This window comes from Chromatiales bacterium, assembly GCA_020445605.1.
Lineage (GTDB): Bacteria > Pseudomonadota > Gammaproteobacteria > JAGRGH01 > JAGRGH01 > JAGRGH01.
The window spans coordinates 1-18196 of record JAGRGH010000028.1; the positions used below are offsets into that span (position 1 = coordinate 1).

Here is an 18196-nt window from a genome sequence, read left to right on the forward strand (position 1 = left end):
TCCTGGAGCTTCAATCTCGCTTCGGCCAGGGAGGTCTCCGGGAAGTTGCCGATTTTCACCTGAACGAGCTTTGAGGTGATCGGGCTGGTATAGCGATAGAAAAATGTCTTTACTCCGGTAGCCCCGCATTTAACTCGCAACCCAATATTTTCTCCCGTGTCGGCCTTAATCTTATCTCCCGGCTTCATCGTCTCCACTGTCCTGGAAGATAGAGGTTTGGTACTCTGTGCTGTTGCCATTGGCATCCTCTTGAGTTGATGTCAGCTTGTCCGCGGCAAGGGAAAAAAGTGTAACTTTTGAATTTCAACAAAAGTTACACCAGCAAAAGTTACACTTCAAGTTACACTTTTTCGTGAGATTGGATGATATTTCGTGAGACTCAATGAGACTTTAAGAGACGATGGAAAAACAATAAATTATTATGAATCAATAAGTAGCGTTGAATAACGGCATGAGTTCATTACAAAAAAATGTGCAGCATACGCCAATGATGCACCAGTACCTGGCGATCAAGGCACAGCACCCCGCGCGGCTGGTGCTCTATCGCATGGGCGATTTCTACGAGCTTTTCTATGACGACGCGCGACGCGCGGCGGACCTGCTCGACATTACCCTGACCCAGCGCGGACAGTCGGCCGGCGCGCCGATCCCGATGGCCGGCGTTCCGGTGCATGCCCTGGACACCTACCTCGCGCGGCTGGTCAGGCTCGGCGAGTCCGTCGCAATCTGCGAGCAGATCGGCGACCCGCGCACGAGCAAGGGGCCGGTCGAACGCAAGGTCGTGCGCATCGTCACCCCCGGCACGGCGACCGACGACGCCCTGCTCTCGCGCGACCGCGACAGCGTGCTGGTCGCCGTCGCCGCGGATCTGAAATCCGGTCGCTACGGACTGGCGAGCTGCGAACTTGCGCGTGGAGCCGTCGAGCTTGCCGAGCTCGCGAGCGCGTCCGCACTGCTCGCCGAACTCGCGCGGATCCAGCCCGCCGAACTGCTGGTCCCGGACCACACCGGGCTGCCGGCCGACCTCACGTCGTGGCCGGGGCTGACCCGACGCCCTGAATGGAACTTCACCGCCGCAGTCGCCACCGAGCAGCTGGGGCGGCAGTTCGGTACCCGGCGTTTCGACGCGTTCGAACTGGGCGATGCGCCGCTGGCGAGCATCGCCGCCGGTGCCCTGCTCGCGTACCTGCACGAAACCCAGTGTCACGAGCTTGCGCATGTCGACCGGCTGCAGCTGCTGCGTACCGACGATGCGATCACGCTCGATCCGATCGCGCGGCGCAACCTGGAGATCACCGAGGACCAGAACGGCGAGGTCGCCGCCAGCCTGTTCGGCGTACTGAATCGTTGCGCCACCCCAATGGGCACGCGACGACTGCGGCGCTGGCTCGCACGGCCGCTGCGCGATCGCGCGCGCGTCGGCGCCCGCCACGATGCCGTCGAGGCGCTGGCCGACACCCACGCCGACGCCGCCGTCCTGGCGCTGCTGCGTGGCGGCGGTGACACCGAACGGGTACTCGCGCGCATCGGGCTGGCAAGCGCGAGTCCGCGCGATCTGATGGCCTTGCTGAACCTGCTCGAAAAACTGCCCGAGGTCGCCGAAACGCTTGAGCGCCACGCGAACGCGGTTCTGGGTCAGCTGGCCGGTCCGTTGGCAATCGATCCGCAGCTCGCGTCCCGGCTGCGCGCTGCGCTCGCCGATCCCGCGCCACCGCGACTCGGCGAGGCCGCAGCGATCGCCGGCGGCTTCGATGCCGAGCTGGACGAACTGCGCGCACTGGCCGAGGATGCCGACGGCGTGCTGCTTGCCTACGAGGCGCGTGAGCGCGAAGCCAGCGGGATTGCGCAGCTGCGCGTGCGGTTCCAGCGTGTGCATGGCTACCTGATCGAACTGCCACGCAGCCAGGCCGAGCGCGCCCCGCCGCATTTCGAACGCCGCCAGACCCTGAAAAATGCCGAGCGCTACTCGACGACCGAGCTGCGGCGGATCGAGGACCGCCTCAGCGGCGCGAAGGAACGCGCCGCCGCACGCGAGCGTGCGATCTACACCGACCTGCTCGACTCGCTGCGCGCGTCGCTCGAGCCCCTGACCGGCGTCGTGGACGCGCTTGCCCGGGTCGATTCGCTGTGCGCTCTGGCCAAGGTCGCACGCGAACGCAGCTGGGTGCGCCCGCGCCTGCGCGCGGAGCGCGGCATACGCATCGACGGTGGGCGGCATCCGGTGGTCGAGACGCTGTCGGATCACCCGTTCATCGCCAACGATCTGGACCTGCACGAGGAACGTCGGCTACTCGTGATCACCGGTCCGAACATGGGTGGCAAATCCACTTACATGCGCCAGACGGCGCTGATCGTGATCCTTGCGTCAGCCGGCAGCTTCGTGCCCGCGAACCATGCCGAGATCGGCCCGATCGATCGCATTTTCACCCGGATCGGCGCGGCGGACGACCTGGCCAGCGGCCGTTCCACCTTCATGGTCGAGATGACCGAAACCGCCACGATCCTGCACCAGGCCACCGCCGAGAGCCTGGTGCTCATGGACGAGATCGGTCGGGGGACGAGTACCTTTGACGGACTGGCGCTCGCCTGGGCCTGCGCTGAACGACTGGTCGGCGACATCGGCGCGCTGACCCTGTTTGCGACCCATTATTTCGAGCTGACGGCACTGCCCCAACTCGACCCCCGGGCGGCGAACGTGCACCTTGGCGCGGCGGAACACGGCGATGGCGTGGTGTTTCTGTACGCCGTGGAAGACGGTCCGGCAAGCCAGAGCTACGGTCTGGCGGTCGCGGCACTCGCCGGCGTGCCGCGCGCGGTGATCCAGGCCGCCCGAAAACGTCTGGCGCAGCTCGAACGCGACGCCGTGCGCACGGCCGCCGACGGCGGTCAGCTGGCATTGTTCGACAACGCACCGGCACCGGCACCGCCCGACCGACTGCGCACCGCCCTGGCCGGATTCGACCCCGACCGGCTCAGCCCGCGCGAGGCGCTGGATGCGATGTATCATCTGCGCTCCCTGCTCGATTCGGAATAAAGGCACGCGCCATGACCTATGTCGTCACCGAGGCATGCATCCGATGCAAGTACACCGACTGCGTGGACGTCTGCCCGGTGGACTGTTTCCACGAGGGGCCGAATTTCCTCGCAATCGATCCCGATGAATGCATCGACTGCACGCTTTGTGAACCCGAGTGCCCGGTCGAAGCGATCTACAGCGAAGATGACCTGCCAGCGGAAATGGCGCACTTTCTCGAGCTGAACGCAGAACTGGCGCGCGACTGGCCGGTCATCAGCAGCGTGAAGCCGGCGCCGGACGACGCCGAGGACTGGGCCAAGGTCAAGGAGAAGATGCAGTATCTGGAGCGCTAGCGGGTCGAAGAGCGGCCCGCACCAGACTCAGCGGCAGATCAGAACAGCCAGGCTACGGTTCCTTGCCCTCGGGCAGCGAAAACGCATAGCGCAGTTCGCCGACCGAGATGATGTCGGCATCGGTCAGCCGTACCCCGGTACGACCAATCGGCTGATCATTGACCGCCGGAAAGACCTCGCCGCCGACGTGCAGCAGATAGTAACCGTCGCCGCGCCGGGTGATGATCGCGATGCCCTGCCCGGCACGCCCCAGCGACAACATGGCACGGGAGATCATTTCGGTCTTGCCGGCGTCCGGGCCATTGAGCATGCGGACACTGGCCGGCTGGCTCGCCTGCGGTGCGGCACTTTTGGCGGCGCCCGGCACCGCCGCAGCCGGAGCTGCGGCAGCGGGTCGCATGACGACGGTCTTGTCGAGGTCGGGCGCGGGCTCGCGCGAGCGAAACTCCAGTTCGTACTCGCCGATCAGGATCTTGTCCGCCGGGCGCAGCACGTGTTTTGTGATGCGGCGCCGATTGAGCAGCGTGCCGTTGGTGCTATCCAGGTCTTCCAGATAAAAATCGCTGAGCACGCGGGTGACTCGCGCGTGACGCCGGCTGACCGACGGATGATCCAGCTGAAGATCGCAGGTCGGATCGCGGCCGATGACCGTGTGCTTCGCGTCCAGCGTGATGTCGCGGACGGTCTTGCCATTGAGCGTAACGGCCAGCGTTTCAGTGGGTTCAAGCTCGTTCATTGCAGTCTGCCGCGGCCCTGCGTGCCGCGCCCTCCTTCATCGAATATTGGGTAAGCCCTGCTGGATCGGTCCCGGATTGCGCGAGCCGCAAAAGCCAGATTGTACGGACGCACGTCTTGTCGCGTTCGTTTCGACTCGCCGACGCAAAAACGTAAACGCTGACGGCTTCGCGTGCCGGTCGTTCATCATTCCGTGACCGTCGCCGGTTCAACGAGAATGAAGCTCACGTTGTCGTCGGCGCCAACCGCCTGAACCCGCGTCAACAGCCGGTCGGCCGCGCGCTCCAGGTCGTCGTCCTCCGCCAATGCCGCGGCGATGAGCTTCTCGTTCAACGCCCCGTACAAGCCGTCCGAGCACATCAGATAGCGTGCATATCCCGCAAGCGGTGCCACGAATACTTCCGGCTCGATCTGCTCATCCGGGCCGATCGCCCGCATCAGTACGTTCGAGGTGATGCCGGCCAGATTCGCCTCTTCCACGTCGCGGAACATGCCCTCGTCGATCAGCGCCTGGACCAGCGTGTGATCGCGGGTCAGCTGATGGAGCCCGGTCGGGGCGACGCCGTAGACGCGCGAGTCACCGATGCTGCCGATGCCAACCTGATTCCCCATCCGGACCATCGCGACAAGGGTCGTGCCCATGTGCACCAGCGCCGGGTCCTCCGTCGAGCGCTCGCGCACCGCAACGTTTGCCGCGACAAACCCGGCCCGCAGCGTCATGTCGAGCCAGTCGCTGTCGTCGGCATCCGCACCGAGTCCGAGCTCTAGAATCGCCGAGGCGGCCGCGGCCACGGCCAGTTGGCTGGCCAGCGCGCCACCGACGTGTCCGCCCATGCCGTCGGCGAGCAGCAGCAGCTGACCGCCCGGGGCGAGCGCGACGCTGTCTTCGTTTGCGGCCCGAACGGAGCCGATCCAGCTTCGCGCCACGGCCTTGAATGTAGCGTTTTCGCCGTGACCGGATGCGATCGCCGTCACAGATTGAGCCTCCAACCCAGATTTTGTGCATCGGGTCACATCTGGCGCAATCGCTTGTGACTACGCTTCGGGCGACCTTTTTTCTAAAGCAGGCACGATAGTGCAAGTGCGCGTTGGCGGCAATGATTGATATTCCTGGCTATATCGTCCATGAGGAAATCGGCGCCGGCAGCCACGCGCGCGTGTTCAAGGCGACCCAGGCGACGCTGGGTCGAGGCGTGGCGTTAAAGGTGCTTGACGAAGTCGAGAGCTTGGAAGCCGCCGATGTCGAGCGTTTCGTGCTCGAGGCGCAAATTCTTGCGGAACTCTCGCACCCCGGCGTGGTGCAGGTCCATGATCTGATCTTCGGCGCGAAACGCCATGCAATCGCCATCGAGCACATCGACGGCGGCACCCTCAGCGACCGCATCACGTCCGGGCTGTCGCGCCACAAGACGCTGCGGATCGTCCGCAAGCTGGCGCTGGCGCTGTCGCACCTGCACGGTCGCGGGATCGTGCATCGCGACCTGAAGCCCGACAACATCCTGTTCAAGGGGCGCGAGCCGGTCATCACCGATTTCGGCTCGGCGACGCGCATTGAATACGCATGGGGTGCCGAAGTGGCCGGCAGTCCGCACTACATGAGCCCCGAGCAGGCCGCCGGCGAACCGGTCGACGGGCGCAGCGACCTGTACAGCCTCGGCGTCGTGCTATTCGAGATGTTGGCCGGTTACCGGCCATTCAGCTGTGCGAACGCCGAGTCACTCGCCGAACTGCACCGTGAAGCACCGATCCCGAAGCTGCCACGCCGCGCCGATTTCGCACAACCACTGATCGATCGACTGCTCGCGAAATCCGCGGTCGAGCGCCCGGTTTCCGCCCTCGCGGTGGCGCACGAGGCAGACCGGCTGCGCCGTCAGCTCAGTGCCGCGCCACGCGTTGTCGCGATCCGCCCGAAGCATCGCCCGTCGCTGCGAATGATCGAGCGACGGCGATCCGTCTCACAGCAAAGCACCGCCTGACACGCTGTCGACAATCTGATTTCTCCAGCGTGCCAGCTGTCCGCGCCCACTAGCCGCCGATCTGCTGGAGGTATCCGCTGAGACGCTTGGCCGGAATGTAGCCCGGGAGCATCGTTCCGTCGGTTGTCACGATCGCCGGGGTGCCGGTCACACCGATCTTGACGCCGAGGTCATATTGGGCCGCCACCGGATTGTCGCATTTGAGCGCCGCGGGTTCGGAGCCGGCCTTCGCATTGGTCATCGCAGCCTTGCGATCGTCCGCGCACCAAACCGAAACGGCCTTGTTGTACGACTCCGAATCGATCCCCGCGCGCGGGAACGCCAGATACCGCACCGCGATTCCTTCAGCCAGGTAGTCCTTAATCTCCGCGTGCAGCTTGCGACAGTAGCCGCAATCGATGTCCGTGAACACGGTGATGGTGTGCTTGGGGTTCTCCGGCGAAAAGGTGATCGCATCGGTCGGTTTCACCGCCGCGAGCTCCCTTGCACGCAACCCGCGTTCGGTACGCTCGGTCAGGTCTTCGCGGGTCGAAAGGTCAACCAGCTTGCCCTGCAGCATGTACTTCGCGTCGTCGGTGATGTAGACGACCTTCGAGCCGAACACGACCTCACTCACGCCGTTGATCGGCGAGGCGGTCACAGACTCCACAGCCAGCGACGGTGCGATCTTCTCGATGGCCTTGCGGATGGTGTCGCCGGGTTCGGCCGCAATGGCGACCGTTGCGAAGGCGGATGCTGCTAGCGCGAACACCAGGTGCCGCGGCATGGAAATCGGGTTAGTCATGAAACGGTCTTGGCCTCTGTGCTGCGGCGTGTCGGCCGCGGTGGACGGATGCGGGATTCGAACCGCCGGTTGAGCGAAAGTTCAGCATTGTAGCGCCTGGCCGTCAGCCACGCGGATGGTGTTCGGAGTGCAGACGCTTGAGCCGCTCGCGCGCGACGTGGGTGTAGATCTGCGTGGTCGACAGATCGCTGTGTCCGAGCAGCATCTGCACCACACGCAGATCGGCACCATGATTGACCAGGTGCGTGGCGAACGCGTGGCGCAGGGTGTGCGGTGACACGGGCTGGTCAATGCCTGCGGCGCGGACATAGCCACTCAGGCGCAACCAGAAGGCCTGTCGCGTCATCGCCTGACCGCGGCGGCTGGGAAACAGCACGGAACTGCTGCGCCCGGCCAGGATCGGCCCGCGGGCGTCGCGCAGGTATTCGGTCAGGACATCCAGCGCCACCTCGCCGACCGGCACGATGCGCTCCTTGCTGCCCTTGCCGGTGACCCGCAGCAGACCGCCGCGAACATTGAGCTGATCGACCCGCAGCGAGACCAGTTCCGAGACGCGAACCCCGGTCGCATACAGCACCTCGAGCATCGCGCGGTCGCGTTGGCCGAGCGGGTCGGTGATATCCGGTGCGCCGAGCAACGCCTCGACCGCCGATTCGCCCAGCGATTTCGGCAGCGCGCGTGGCAGTCGCGGCGATGGCAGGGCCAGAGTTGGATCCGCGCCGATGCGTCCGTCGCGGTAGGCCTGCTGGTAGAACGCCCGGAGGCTGGACGCGCGGCGCGCCAGCGTTCGCGCTCCAACGCCGCGCCCAGCGCCGAGCCACCCGAGCAGGTCCGCCGGCGTGGCGGCGAGGAGCGACCGGTCGTGGCCCGCCAGCCAGCGCAGCAGTTGCACGAGGTCCGAGCGGTACGAGGAAAGCGTTGCGCGGCTCAGCCCGCGTTCGACGGCCAGGCGATCTAGAAATCCGTCGACGACGTCCAGGTCGGCGCGATCCACGCTTGGCGGAATTACGTCGGCGGCCGGCAAGATTGCGATCGTGCGTCCCGCGCCGGCTACCGATCAGGCGGCCAGCGCAACGCCCTCGTGCCGCAGCAGCCAGCGCTTGCGTGCGAGCCCCGCACCACGGGTTACGCCGCAATAACCGCCCAGTCCGCGCGCGGCGACGACCCGGTGGCACGGGGTCACGAGCGGAACGGGATTTGCGCGACATGCACCGGCCAGTGCACGCGGGCCGGTGCCGATCGAAGCGGCCAGACCGCCGTAGGTGCGCACCTCGCCGGCGCCCAGCGCGCGCATCGCCCGCCAGGCGCTCTGCTGAAAGGCCGTTCCCTGCGGAGAAAGTTCTATGTGATCAAGAGGTTGCAAAGGATCTTCAAAGTAACGACTCAGAAGATCCACGATGGGGTCAGCCTGCCCGCAGACGCGAGTGCGCTGGAGCCGACCGGCATCCAGAAAGTCGAGCTCCGCGAGCCGTCCGGCAGCGTCCAGCCGCAGCCCGATCCAACCGATCGGTGATTCGAAAACGCCGTCAAAATGCGGGGAGGTAGTCATGGCGAGGCTCCGGCCAGTGTTCGCGAACCGCCCCGGCCACCACGGCCAGGCCGGGCCGCATGCTTGTGGAGCCATTCTGCCGGTGCGGGAAATCACGGCGCAACGCCAGCTCGGGCGCAAGCCGATGCAGGCGGAAACGCGCGCTCAGCAGTTGGTGCGTCTCGGTCCGCCCGCAACGAGCGCCGTAGGCGCCCGCGGTATTTCACCCGGTTTGGGTCAGGCCATCGACGCCTGGTGAATTGCGCGCTGGTGCTGTAGCCCGCCGAGACGGAGTCGATCGCGGGCTCAGACCTTCTCGCGAATACGCGCGGCCTTGCCGGTGCGTCCGCGCAGGAAGTAGAGCTTCGCACGACGGACATCGCCACGCCGCAGCACCTTCACGGAGGCGATCAGCGGGCTGTGGGTCTGGAACACGCGCTCCACACCCTCGCCATGCGACATCTTGCGCACGGTGAACGAGGAGTTGACTCCGCGGTTGCTGCGCGCAATCACGGCGCCCTCAAACGCCTGCAAGCGCTCGCGCTCGCCGTCCTTGACCTTGACCTGAACAACCACGGTATCGCCGGGACGAAAATCCGGCAGGTCGGTCCGCAACTGTTCGGTCTCGATTTGTTCGATCAGGTTCGCCATGGTAGCGCTCCGCTTGACTCTCAAAGTTCAACCAGTCTTGTCGCCGCCCGTGGACCGCGCGGCGATATATTCTCTCAACAGCTCGCGCTGCTCATGATCGAGCCGGGCGCGTGCAAGCAGATCCGGCCGCCGCTCCCAGGTACGCGCCAGCGCGGCACCCAGCCGCCAGCGCCGCACACGCTCATGGTCTCCGCTGGCCAGCACTGCTGGCGCCGGCGAAGCGCCCTCGTCAGCCCGCGTGTAATGCGGGTGGTCCAGCAGCCCGGTCGCGAACGAATCCTCGTTCGCCGAATCGGCATGCCCCAGGACCCCTGGGACCAGTCGCGCGATGCCGTCGACCAGCACCCAGGCCGCGGGCTCACCACCCGACAGCACGTAATCACCAATCGACCACTCCTCGTCGATCGAATCCTGTACCAGCCGTTCGTCCACGCCTTCGTAGCGCGCGCACACGACTATCGCCGCGCCGGTCGCGGCCAACCGGGCCGCCGCTGCCTGATCGAAGCGCCGGCCCTGCGGGCTCAGGAGCAGCACCCGCGCCGCGGGACTGGCCTCCCGGGCCGCGTCGATCGCCGCGCGCAGCGGACCGATCGTCATGACCATGCCCGGACCACCGCCATAGGGCCGGTCGTCCACCGTCCGGTGGACATCGCGCGTGTAATCGCGCGGATTCCAGTAGCGCACCGTGATGCGTCCCGCCGTGACCGCTCGTCCCAGCACCCCGATTCCGAAGGCCGCCTCGAGCGCCTGCGGAAACAGGGTCACGACATCAAAGCGCACGGCCGTCAGTCGTCGACATGCCAGTCGACCACAATCCGTCGCGCATCGGCATCGATCTCGCGGACAAACCGTTCGCGCACGAACGGAATGAGCCGTTCCCGGTCACCGCGCACAATCATCACATCATGCGCTGCGGTATCCAGCCGACCCTCGACGATGCCCAACTCGGCGCCGTCCAGCGTCACCACCTGCATGCCCAGCAGGTCCGCCCAGTACGCCTCGCCGCGCCGCAGCTGCGGAAATGTCTCGCGCCGCACGTATACCGCGTAACCCGCCAGGCTCTGCGCGGCATCGCGGTCGTCGACTCCGGCAAGCCGGGCGATCAGCCCGCGCGCATCCGAGCGGCCCCCACCCGAAGTTACGAGCATCCACTTGCCCCGCCTTTCGAGATACCAGGGACGATAGCCCAGGATCGCGGCCGGATCGTCGGTGAGGCTCTTGACCCGCAGCGCGCCGCGCACGCCGTGGGCGCCGACGATTCCACCGACCTCGACGAGGTCGTGCGGCAACTCCCCGGGCGCGATCGCTTCCGCGCGCCGGACGTCTGGATCAGGCGGCCGCGGCAACCTTGCGCTGCGCCGCAATCAGTTCGCTCGCGCGCAGCGACGGTTGCGCGCCCTGCCCGATCCAGTAGTCCACACGGGCCAGGTCGACCCGCAGACGCTCTTCATTACCCGTGGCAATCGGGTTGAAGAAACCGATCTGCTCGATCGAACGACCGTCCCGACCGGACCGCCGGTCCGCGACGACCATGTGGTAGAAGGGGCGCTTTTTGGCACCGCCACGCGACAAACGAATCACAACCATTGCTCTGCCCTGTTCCGGGTACGCGGGTCAACGCCGGAATTGGCGCCAACCGGGTTTATGTAAACCGGTAATTGTACGGAACCCCAAGGGGCAAATGGAAGCCGATCAACCTCTGGATTCAATTCTGGGCCACCTTCTGCCCGGAACGGCGCGCACGGACGGCGCCTACTGCCTCAGGGCACGATGCCGCCCGGTCAACCGCCGGTCTTCAGCAGGCGTTTGGGGGCGACCATGCCCGCCTCGTCGATCTCGCCGACCGCCAGCAAATCACCCTCGGAGTCATAGACACGCAGGAGGCCCGCAGTCGGTGCATGCGCGACGAGCACCGGCTGCCCTTGTCGCAGATAGAAGCTGCTGGCGCTGTCCAGACGAACTTCGGGCAGGTGTCCGAGTGCCGTGTCCATGGGCAGCAGGATCTCGTCGAGCCGCGCAGGATCATTGGCGCGAAGATCTTCCAGCGCTTCCAGCGTCCACAGGGCATCGTCGCGGAACGGTCCGACGACCGTGCGGCGCAAGGCGGTAACGTGTGCACCGACGCCGAGCGCCGCGCCAATATCCTCGGCCAGCGTGCGCACATAGGTGCCCTTCGAGCACAGCACCTCGAGTTCGAACTCCGTGTCTTCGAAGCCCAGCAACGTCAGGCTGTGAATCGTCACCGCGCGCGGCGCGCGCTCGACTTGCACGCCTTCGCGTGCCAGCGCGTACAGACGCCTGCCCTGGTGCCGGATGGCCGAATACATCGGCGGCGTCTGATTGATTGTCCCAGTGAACCGATCCATGGCAGCCAGCAGCGCTTCGCGCGTGATTGCGGATGCATCGCAGGTCGCGGTCACGTCGCCCTCCGCGTCCCCGGTGGTGGTCGAAACCCCGAGACGCGCTCGCATGCGGTAGCCCTTGTCGGCGTCGAGCAGATAGGCCGACAGTTTCGTCGCGGCGCCAAAGCACACGGGCAGCAGGCCGCTGGCTAGCGGATCCAGCGATCCGGTGTGACCTGCCTTGCGCGCGGAATAGATCCGCTTGACCTGTTGCAGGGCGGAATTCGAGGAGCGACCGATTGGCTTGTCGAACAGCAGGATGCCATTGACGGGGCGACCGCTGGCGCGGCGTCGACTCATGACGTGCCGGGCTCGGGATCGTGGCCGGCGCCGTCAATATCACGCGCACGCGCGGCATCGATCAGCGCGTCGAGTTGCTCAGCGCGCTCGACCGATGCATCGTAGGAGAAGTGCAGTTCCGGCACGTGGCGCAAGCGCATGCGCCGCATGAGTTCCCTGCGCACGAATGCCGCGCCGTGATTGAGCGCATCGACCTCGATCTTCAGGTCGCCGTCCGGCAACAACGAAGTGATCCATATCCGTGCGTGTGCGAAGTCCCGACTGACGTCGACCGACTGAATCGTCACATCACGAACGCGGGGATCACGCAGATCATTCCGGATGATCTGGGCAATCTCACGCGCCATCTGCGCGCCAACGCGATCGGTACGCTTGAATTCGCGGGGCATGACGGGGCCTGTCTGGGGAGCGCCTGACGCGATTCGCCAAGCCCTGATTTGGTTCCTGGGTAGCTCTAGCTCTGATCAGTTCGCCCCGGATTGCCGGAGCGCTGAACGACGCGCGACGGCAAAACCTTGCAGAAAGCCGCCGCATCGGAAGTCCGCCGTCACGGGACAAGCAAGCGCGCCAAACGGCGGCACGAGCCAGCGGCGCGTTGTGGTCTCTACAGGGTCCTCGCGACCTCGGAACGCTCGAACACCTCGATCTGGTCACCGACGCGGACATCGTTGTAGTTCTTCACCGCAATGCCGCATTCGGTGCCGGACTTGACCTCGGAGACATCGTCTTTGTGTCTGCGCAGCGATTCGAGCACGCCTTCGTAGATGACGATATTGTCGCGCAGAACCCGGATGGGGTTGTTTCGCTTTACCGCGCCTTCCACGACCATGCAGCCGGCGACTGCGCCGAACTTCGGCGAACGGAACACGTCGCGGACCTCGGCACGACCGATGAATTCCTCGCGGATCTCCGGCGAAAGCATGCCCGCGAGCGCCGCGCGAACATCGTCGAGCGCCTCATAGATGATGCTGTAGTAACGCAGTTCCAAGCCCTTTTCCTCGACGATTCGCCGTGCCGCATTGTCGGCGCGCACGTTGAACCCGATCAGAACGGCTTTTGACGCAACCGCAAGGTTGGCATCGGATTCCGTGATCCCGCCAACCCCGCCGCCAACGACATTGACCTTGGCGTCATCCGCGGAGATGGCGTTCAGGGCATCACGCAATGCCTCGAAACTGCCCTGCACGTCGGTCTTCAGCAGAATGTTCAGCGTCTTCGACTCACCCTCGCCCATTTGCGAGAAGAAGTCGTCGAGCTTTGTCGCCTGCTGCTGCGCGAGTTTCAGGTCACGGTCGCGGCCCTGGCGCAGACTTGCGATCTCACGCGCCTTGCGTTCATCGACGACGCCGAGCATCTCGTCACCGGCATTCGGCGCGCCCGACAGACCAAGCACAACGACCGGCGTCGACGGGCCCGCTTCCTTGATGGATTCACCGAGCTCGTCAAACATCGCTCGCACGCGGCCCCATTCGCCGCCCGCCAGAATGGTGTCGCCGCGACGCAGCGTCCCGCTCTGTACCAGCACGGTCGCGACCGGCCCGCGGCCACGATCCAGGCTCGACTCAATCACCGCACCGCTGGCCGGACCATCCACGTTGGCCTTGAGCTCAAGCACCTCGGCTTGCAGCGAAATCGCCTCAAGCAGGTCATCCACACCGTCGCCGGTGTGCGCGGACACGCGCACGATCTGTGTGTCTCCGCCCCACTCCTCGGGCACCACTTCCTGCTGCGACAGCTCCTGAAGCACACGATCGGGGTTCGCGTCTTCCTTGTCCATCTTGTTGATGGCAACGATCAGCGGAACCTTCGCGGCACGCGCGTGCTGGATGGCCTCGATCGTCTGTGGCATCACACCGTCATCCGCTGCCACGACGATGATCACAATGTCCGTGACCTTCGCGCCGCGCGCACGCATTGCGGTGAACGCCGCGTGCCCCGGGGTGTCGAGAAAGGTGATCGAACCACGCGAAGTCTGCACATGGTAGGCACCAATGTGCTGCGTAATGCCGCCGGCCTCACCGGCCGCCACGCGGGTGCGGCGGATGTAATCCAGCAGGGACGTCTTGCCGTGGTCGACGTGTCCCATGACGGTCACGACCGGCGCACGCGGCTCCAACTCGCCGCCGGCGCCGACCAGACCTTCGAGCAGCTCGGCCTCGACATCCTTCTGGCTCTGCGCTGAGGCGGCATGGCCGAGTTCCTCGGCCACCAGGATCGCGGTGTCCTGGTCAAGCGTCTGGTTGATGGTGGCCATGATGCCCATGTTCATCAGTGCCTTGATGACATCACCGGCCTTGATGGACATGCGCTGGGAGAGATCGCCCACGGTGATGGTGTCGGGGACCTCGATATGCCTTTTGACCGGCTCGGTAGGCCGCTCGAAGCCGTGGCGGGTATCTGGCTGTATGCGCACGGAGCGCCGCGCCTGCCCCTTGCGCCGACGCAGCGTTGAGGTGTCGGCAACATGCAGTTCTTCTCGACCGTAACGGGTATCACGCTCGCCGGCAGTCCCACCCTTCTTGCCTTTCGCCGGCTTCGCGGGCTTGCTAGCGCGGGGTGCGCGGCTGGGGGTTTCCTCGGTGCGCACGCGCGGGGTACTCGGCTCAGCGTCCGGTGCCGGCGCAGGCGCCACAGCGCGTGCGGCCTCCGCCTCTGCCCGCTCACGCTCGGCCTGTTCGACCGCAGCGCGTTCCTGCTCATCACGCCGCGCGCGCTCGGCCGCCTCGGCTTCAGCCTCGGCCTGGCGGCGCTGTTCGACCCGCGCACGTTCCGCGGCCTCAACCTGCTCGCGCTCGAGACGCTGTTCCTCCAGTGCGCGACGGGCGGCCTCCGCTTCCTGCACCGCCTGGTCATCGGCCGCATCGGACTGGGCGTCGGGGCGCACGATATTGCGTTTGCGCCGGACCTCGACACTCACCGAGTGTGCCGGCCGGGTCGTGGCCCGCGGTGCGCGTGCCGTGCGCGGCGGGGTACGGGTGTTGGCCGCCGTCTGTTGCAGCTCGCTGACCTCGCGACGACGCCGTGCCACACGCGGCTCACTGGCCTGGCCACCGGGTCGACCGTGTGTCTGGCGCAGGAAGTTGAGCAGCACGAGTTTCTGATCGTCGCTGACGAGGTCGTCCGGCCCCTTCACCGTCAGGCCGGCGTCACCCATCTGGCCCAACAGCTTGTCGACTGGAATGCCGACCACGTCAGCCAGTTGTCGTACCGTGACTTCGCTCATATCCGCCTCACGTGATCGCTGTTCGCTTTGCCGCGAAGCTCAGGCACCGCTGCCCGGCTGCGCCGCTTCGTCGCCGTTTTCGAGGTCCGCGAACCAGGGTTCCCGGGCCTTCATGATCAACTGACCGGCGCGTTCCTCGTCCATGCCGTCGATTTCCATCAGTTCGTCGACCGACAGCTCCGCGAGGTCTTCCATCGTGATGGTGCCACGCGCGGCAAGTTCGAATGCAAGTTCTTCATCCATGCCTTCCATGTGCAGCAGATCGTCGGCTGGCTGGGCATCGCCTATGCGCTCCTCGCGTGCAATTGCCCGCGTCAGCAGCACATCACGCGCCCGGTTGCGCAGTTCCTCGACCAACTGTTCGTCAAATTCCTCGATCGCCGTCAGCTCGGCGTCCGCCACGTAGGCGATCTCGTCAACGCTTGAGAATCCTTCCTGAACCAGCACGGTCGCAACATCTTCTCCGACATCCAGCTGGGTCATGAATGCCTGCATGAGTTCGCGCGACTCCTGCTCGGTCTTCTCCGCGAAAGCGGACTCGTCCATGACGTTCAGCTGCCAACCCGTGAGCTGGCTGGCCAGTCGCACGTTCTGACCACCACGACCGATTGCGAGCGAAAGATTCTCCTCGGCAACCGCGACGTCCATGCTGTGACGATCCTCGTCGACCACGATCGACAGCACTTCGGCCGGCTGCATTGCGTTGATCACAAACTGCGCTGGATTCTCGTGCCACAGAATGATGTCGACGCGTTCACCGCCAAGTTCGTTCGACACGCTCTGCACGCGCGATCCGCGCATGCCGACGCAGGCACCGATCGGGTCGATGCGCGAAACCGTTTTCGCGCGCACGGCAATCTTGGCGCGCACGCCCGGGTCGCGCGCCGCGCCCATGACATCGATCAGCCCTTCGGAGATCTCGGGGACTTCGAGGGTGAAGAGTTCGATCAGTAGTTCTGGTGCGGTACGGCTGACGAACAATTGCGGTCCGCGCGGCTCCGGGCGAACCTCGCGCAGATAACCGCGCATGCGATCGCCGACCCGCACGGACTCGCGCGGAATCAGCTCTTCGCGGGAAATGAACGCCTCGGCGCTGTCGCCGAGATCCAGAATCACGTTGCCACGATCGACACGCTTGACGGTACCGCTGATGAGATCGCCAACCCGATCCGTGTACATCTCCACGACCCGCGCGCGCTCGGCCTCACGCACCTTCTGCACGATGACCTGTTTAGCGGCCTGCGCACCGATGCGCCCGAATTCGACGGACTCCATCGGCACTTCCACGAAGTCGCCGACCTGAAGCGCCGGATCACGTTCATGCGCGGCCTCGATTGTCAACTCGGCGTTCGTCGGCTCGCGCTCTTCCAGCTCAGCGGGATCCACGACCAGCCAGCGGCGGAAGGTCTTGTAGTCGCCCGAGTGCCGGTCAATCTCAACGCGCGCGTCTATATCGTCCCCGTGACGACGAATGGTCGCCGACGCGAGGGCCGCCTCAATTGCCTCGAAGATCACTTCCTTGTCCACGCCGCGCTCGTTGGATACGGCCTCGGCCACCATCAGAATTTCTTTGCTCATCCGCGTCGTACTCCGCCATCAACGATCGTCAGGTGCGCCGATTCAATCAGCGCGTACGGCAACGCAATTTGTCCCTGCTCCGAGTCAATGACGACGTGTTCGCCATCGACCCCCACCAGATCACCGCTGAACCGCTTGCGTCCATCCAGCTTCTCGTTCAGCACCACTCGCGCCGGCCGTCCCGCGAAGCGATGGAAGTCGCTCAGCGCGAACAACGGCCGCTCCAGCCCGGGTGACGACACCTCGAGCGTGTACGCGCCGACAATCGGGTCCTCGACGTCAAGCACCGCCGAGACCTGTTCGCTCACGCGCGCACAGTCGTCCACGGTCACACCGTTCGGCGAGTCGATATAGACCCGCAAGAGCCCGCCGCCGCCGTGGGCGGCCTGCTCGGCGCCGACCCATTCGTAGCCGAGGCCGGTCACAACCGGTTCGAGCAGTCCCGCGAGACGTTCCGACGCCCGTATCAACCACGCCTCCGCAAACAAAAAATGGGCCATAGGCCCATCGCTATTCATGCCGCGCGGTTCTCATCCGCCGGCGGACACCGATCCAGACCCAGGCCCGGGCAGCACGCGCCGGCACTGGACCCCAGCACTGGACCAGAGATGCGAAAGCCCCGCTTCCGGGGCTTTCGCATCCGATATTTGGTAGCGGGGGCAGGATTTGAACCTGCGACCTTCGGGTTATGAGCCCGACGAGCTGCCAGACTGCTCCACCCCGCAACAGCGAACGCCCATGATAGCGGGCCAAGTCAATTTCACGCAAGTCTGCGCACATATCCAGAGGCCAGATCGGGCTGCGGTGGCAGCGATCCACGGCGCAGGATTCCTACTGGATCGCAGGGTATTCTGTGACGGGGGGCAACCGATGCCCTATGCATCCCTGCCGCCACAGCCGATCACTCTGACAGCCGATCCGACCGAGATTCCAAACCGCGCCCCGGCGGAGCCACGATTGACAGCGATTTCGACCAGGCCACTCGAATTCTCGAACCAGAATGGCAATCCCGGGGCACGATCGGCGAAGGTGCGTGCGAACGGGATCGGTTCGTTCCGACCGACCGCTAGTGAGCAGTTGGCGTTCAAATCGCAAGCACGCAGCCCGGTCCAGGCATTTCCGAAGCCATCCAGATAGACGACCCGGTGGCGATCGACTGGTGTCGCGGCTGGAGGGCATTCGGCGCCCGAAAGGGCGCGCAAAACACGCCGATCGCCCTGCGCCAACCGCGCGCCGACGGGCGCGAAAATGTCTCTTCCGTGAAACGTCGCCGACAGACGGTCGGGGCGCCAGACGACTTCAAACCAGTACGCGGCCTCCGGCACCGCGACGAGCGCCAATAGACCATTGTCCGGACCGACGTACCAGCGCCCGGAAACCTCCAGTGCAAGTGCACGACGGTCCGTTCCAACGCCCGGATCCACCACTGCGACCACGACCGTGCCGACCGGGAGCCGATCCGAACCGGCCACCGCGTCGAGCAGGATTGCGCCGGCCTCAGTGTCACCAGCCGGCACATCGTGCAGCAGGTCGACCACCCGCAGATGGGGCGCAACCCTGGCAATCGCCATGTGCATCTGGCCTACGTACGGGCCACGCCGGGTAAAGTCGGTAAACAGCGCGACGACCGACATGCGCGGCGTGGATCAG

Annotated in this window: 20 protein-coding genes and 1 tRNA gene; 4 read left to right on the forward strand and 17 right to left on the reverse strand. The window is 65.3% G+C overall.

The window, feature by feature from the left end:
* Positions 1-239: DUF4102 domain-containing protein (locus KDG50_04430; protein MCB1864651.1), on the reverse strand; the 239-nt coding region annotated here is incomplete at its 3' end.
* Between the two features lie 212 nt (positions 240-451).
* Between KDG50_04430 and mutS the strand changes: the two genes are divergently transcribed.
* Together mutS and KDG50_04440 are read left to right on the forward strand one after the other, a co-directional pair.
* The gene (mutS, locus tag KDG50_04435) at positions 452-3034 is read left to right on the forward strand and encodes a DNA mismatch repair protein MutS (protein ID MCB1864652.1); all 2583 of its coding nucleotides are present in this window, start codon (positions 452-454) and stop codon (positions 3032-3034) included.
* Between the two features lie 11 nt (positions 3035-3045).
* Positions 3046-3369: a ferredoxin family protein gene (locus KDG50_04440; GenBank protein MCB1864653.1), complete on the forward strand. Its 324-nt coding sequence runs from the start codon at positions 3046-3048 to the stop codon at positions 3367-3369.
* Positions 3370-3421: 52 nt separating this feature from the next.
* On the opposite strand, the gene KDG50_04445 is transcribed toward KDG50_04440, so the two are convergent.
* Positions 3422-4105: an FHA domain-containing protein gene (locus tag KDG50_04445; protein MCB1864654.1), complete on the reverse strand. Its 684-nt coding sequence runs from the start codon at positions 4103-4105 to the stop codon at positions 3422-3424.
* A 185-nt stretch (positions 4106-4290) separates the two neighbouring features.
* A complete protein-coding gene (locus KDG50_04450; GenBank protein MCB1864655.1) occupies positions 4291-5079 on the reverse strand; it encodes a serine/threonine-protein phosphatase in 789 nt (262 codons plus the stop codon).
* Positions 5080-5201: 122 nt separating this feature from the next.
* Here KDG50_04450 and KDG50_04455 point away from each other — a divergent pair, with 122 nt between their 5' ends.
* Complete coding sequence (locus tag KDG50_04455) at positions 5202-6080, forward strand: serine/threonine protein kinase (protein ID MCB1864656.1); 879 nt, start codon at positions 5202-5204, stop codon at positions 6078-6080.
* A 49-nt stretch (positions 6081-6129) separates the two neighbouring features.
* Here KDG50_04455 and KDG50_04460 read toward each other — a convergent pair whose 3' ends face one another.
* The 3 genes from KDG50_04460 to KDG50_04470 form a co-directional block, all read right to left on the reverse strand.
* A complete protein-coding gene (locus KDG50_04460; GenBank protein ID MCB1864657.1) occupies positions 6130-6846 on the reverse strand; it encodes a thioredoxin fold domain-containing protein in 717 nt (238 codons plus the stop codon).
* 121 nt (positions 6847-6967) lie between these two features.
* On the reverse strand, positions 6968-7858 hold the full coding sequence (gene xerD / locus KDG50_04465; protein MCB1864658.1) for a site-specific tyrosine recombinase XerD: 891 nt from the start codon (positions 7856-7858) through the stop codon (positions 6968-6970).
* Positions 7859-7921: 63 nt separating this feature from the next.
* Positions 7922-8413, reverse strand: coding sequence for a methylated-DNA--[protein]-cysteine S-methyltransferase (locus tag KDG50_04470; protein ID MCB1864659.1), 492 nt, complete (start codon positions 8411-8413; stop codon positions 7922-7924).
* Between the two features lie 16 nt (positions 8414-8429).
* Here KDG50_04470 and KDG50_04475 point away from each other — a divergent pair, with 16 nt between their 5' ends.
* A complete protein-coding gene (locus tag KDG50_04475) occupies positions 8430-8651 on the forward strand; it encodes a hypothetical protein (protein MCB1864660.1) in 222 nt (73 codons plus the stop codon).
* Positions 8652-8698: 47 nt separating this feature from the next.
* Here KDG50_04475 and rplS read toward each other — a convergent pair whose 3' ends face one another.
* The 11 genes from rplS to KDG50_04530 all read right to left on the reverse strand — a co-directional run bounded on the left by rplS (position 8699) and on the right by KDG50_04530 (position 18180).
* Positions 8699-9043: a 50S ribosomal protein L19 gene (rplS, locus tag KDG50_04480; protein MCB1864661.1), complete on the reverse strand. Its 345-nt coding sequence runs from the start codon at positions 9041-9043 to the stop codon at positions 8699-8701.
* Between the two features lie 27 nt (positions 9044-9070).
* Positions 9071-9823 (reverse strand): tRNA (guanosine(37)-N1)-methyltransferase TrmD, encoded by a 753-nt coding sequence (trmD, locus tag KDG50_04485; GenBank protein MCB1864662.1) that lies wholly within the window; start codon positions 9821-9823, stop codon positions 9071-9073.
* Positions 9824-9828: 5 nt separating this feature from the next.
* Positions 9829-10407, reverse strand: a complete 579-nt coding sequence (gene rimM / locus KDG50_04490; GenBank protein ID MCB1864663.1) for a 16S rRNA processing protein RimM — start codon at positions 10405-10407, stop codon at positions 9829-9831.
* Positions 10373-10630 carry a 30S ribosomal protein S16 gene (gene rpsP, locus KDG50_04495; GenBank protein ID MCB1864664.1) on the reverse strand — a complete coding sequence of 86 codons (258 nt, stop codon included), beginning with the start codon at positions 10628-10630 and terminating at the stop codon, positions 10373-10375. The genes rimM and rpsP overlap by 35 nt, the downstream gene beginning before the upstream one ends.
* A gap of 194 nt (positions 10631-10824) precedes the next feature.
* On the reverse strand, positions 10825-11745 hold the full coding sequence (truB, locus tag KDG50_04500; protein MCB1864665.1) for a tRNA pseudouridine(55) synthase TruB: 921 nt from the start codon (positions 11743-11745) through the stop codon (positions 10825-10827).
* The gene (gene rbfA, locus KDG50_04505; GenBank protein MCB1864666.1) at positions 11742-12134 is read right to left on the reverse strand and encodes a 30S ribosome-binding factor RbfA; all 393 of its coding nucleotides are present in this window, start codon (positions 12132-12134) and stop codon (positions 11742-11744) included. Before rbfA ends, truB begins: the two co-directional genes overlap by 4 nt.
* A gap of 215 nt (positions 12135-12349) precedes the next feature.
* Positions 12350-14968: a translation initiation factor IF-2 gene (gene infB / locus KDG50_04510; protein ID MCB1864667.1), complete on the reverse strand. Its 2619-nt coding sequence runs from the start codon at positions 14966-14968 to the stop codon at positions 12350-12352.
* Between the two features lie 39 nt (positions 14969-15007).
* Positions 15008-16546, reverse strand: a complete 1539-nt coding sequence (nusA, locus tag KDG50_04515) for a transcription termination/antitermination protein NusA (GenBank protein MCB1864668.1) — start codon at positions 16544-16546, stop codon at positions 15008-15010.
* Positions 16543-17046: a ribosome maturation factor RimP gene (gene rimP / locus KDG50_04520; protein MCB1864669.1), complete on the reverse strand. Its 504-nt coding sequence runs from the start codon at positions 17044-17046 to the stop codon at positions 16543-16545. Before rimP ends, nusA begins: the two co-directional genes overlap by 4 nt.
* A gap of 148 nt (positions 17047-17194) precedes the next feature.
* Positions 17195-17271: transfer RNA gene (locus KDG50_04525), tRNA-Met, on the reverse strand.
* 150 nt (positions 17272-17421) lie between these two features.
* Complete coding sequence (locus KDG50_04530) at positions 17422-18180, reverse strand: SAM-dependent chlorinase/fluorinase (GenBank protein MCB1864670.1); 759 nt, start codon at positions 18178-18180, stop codon at positions 17422-17424.
* Between the last annotated feature and the right edge of the window lie 16 nt (positions 18181-18196).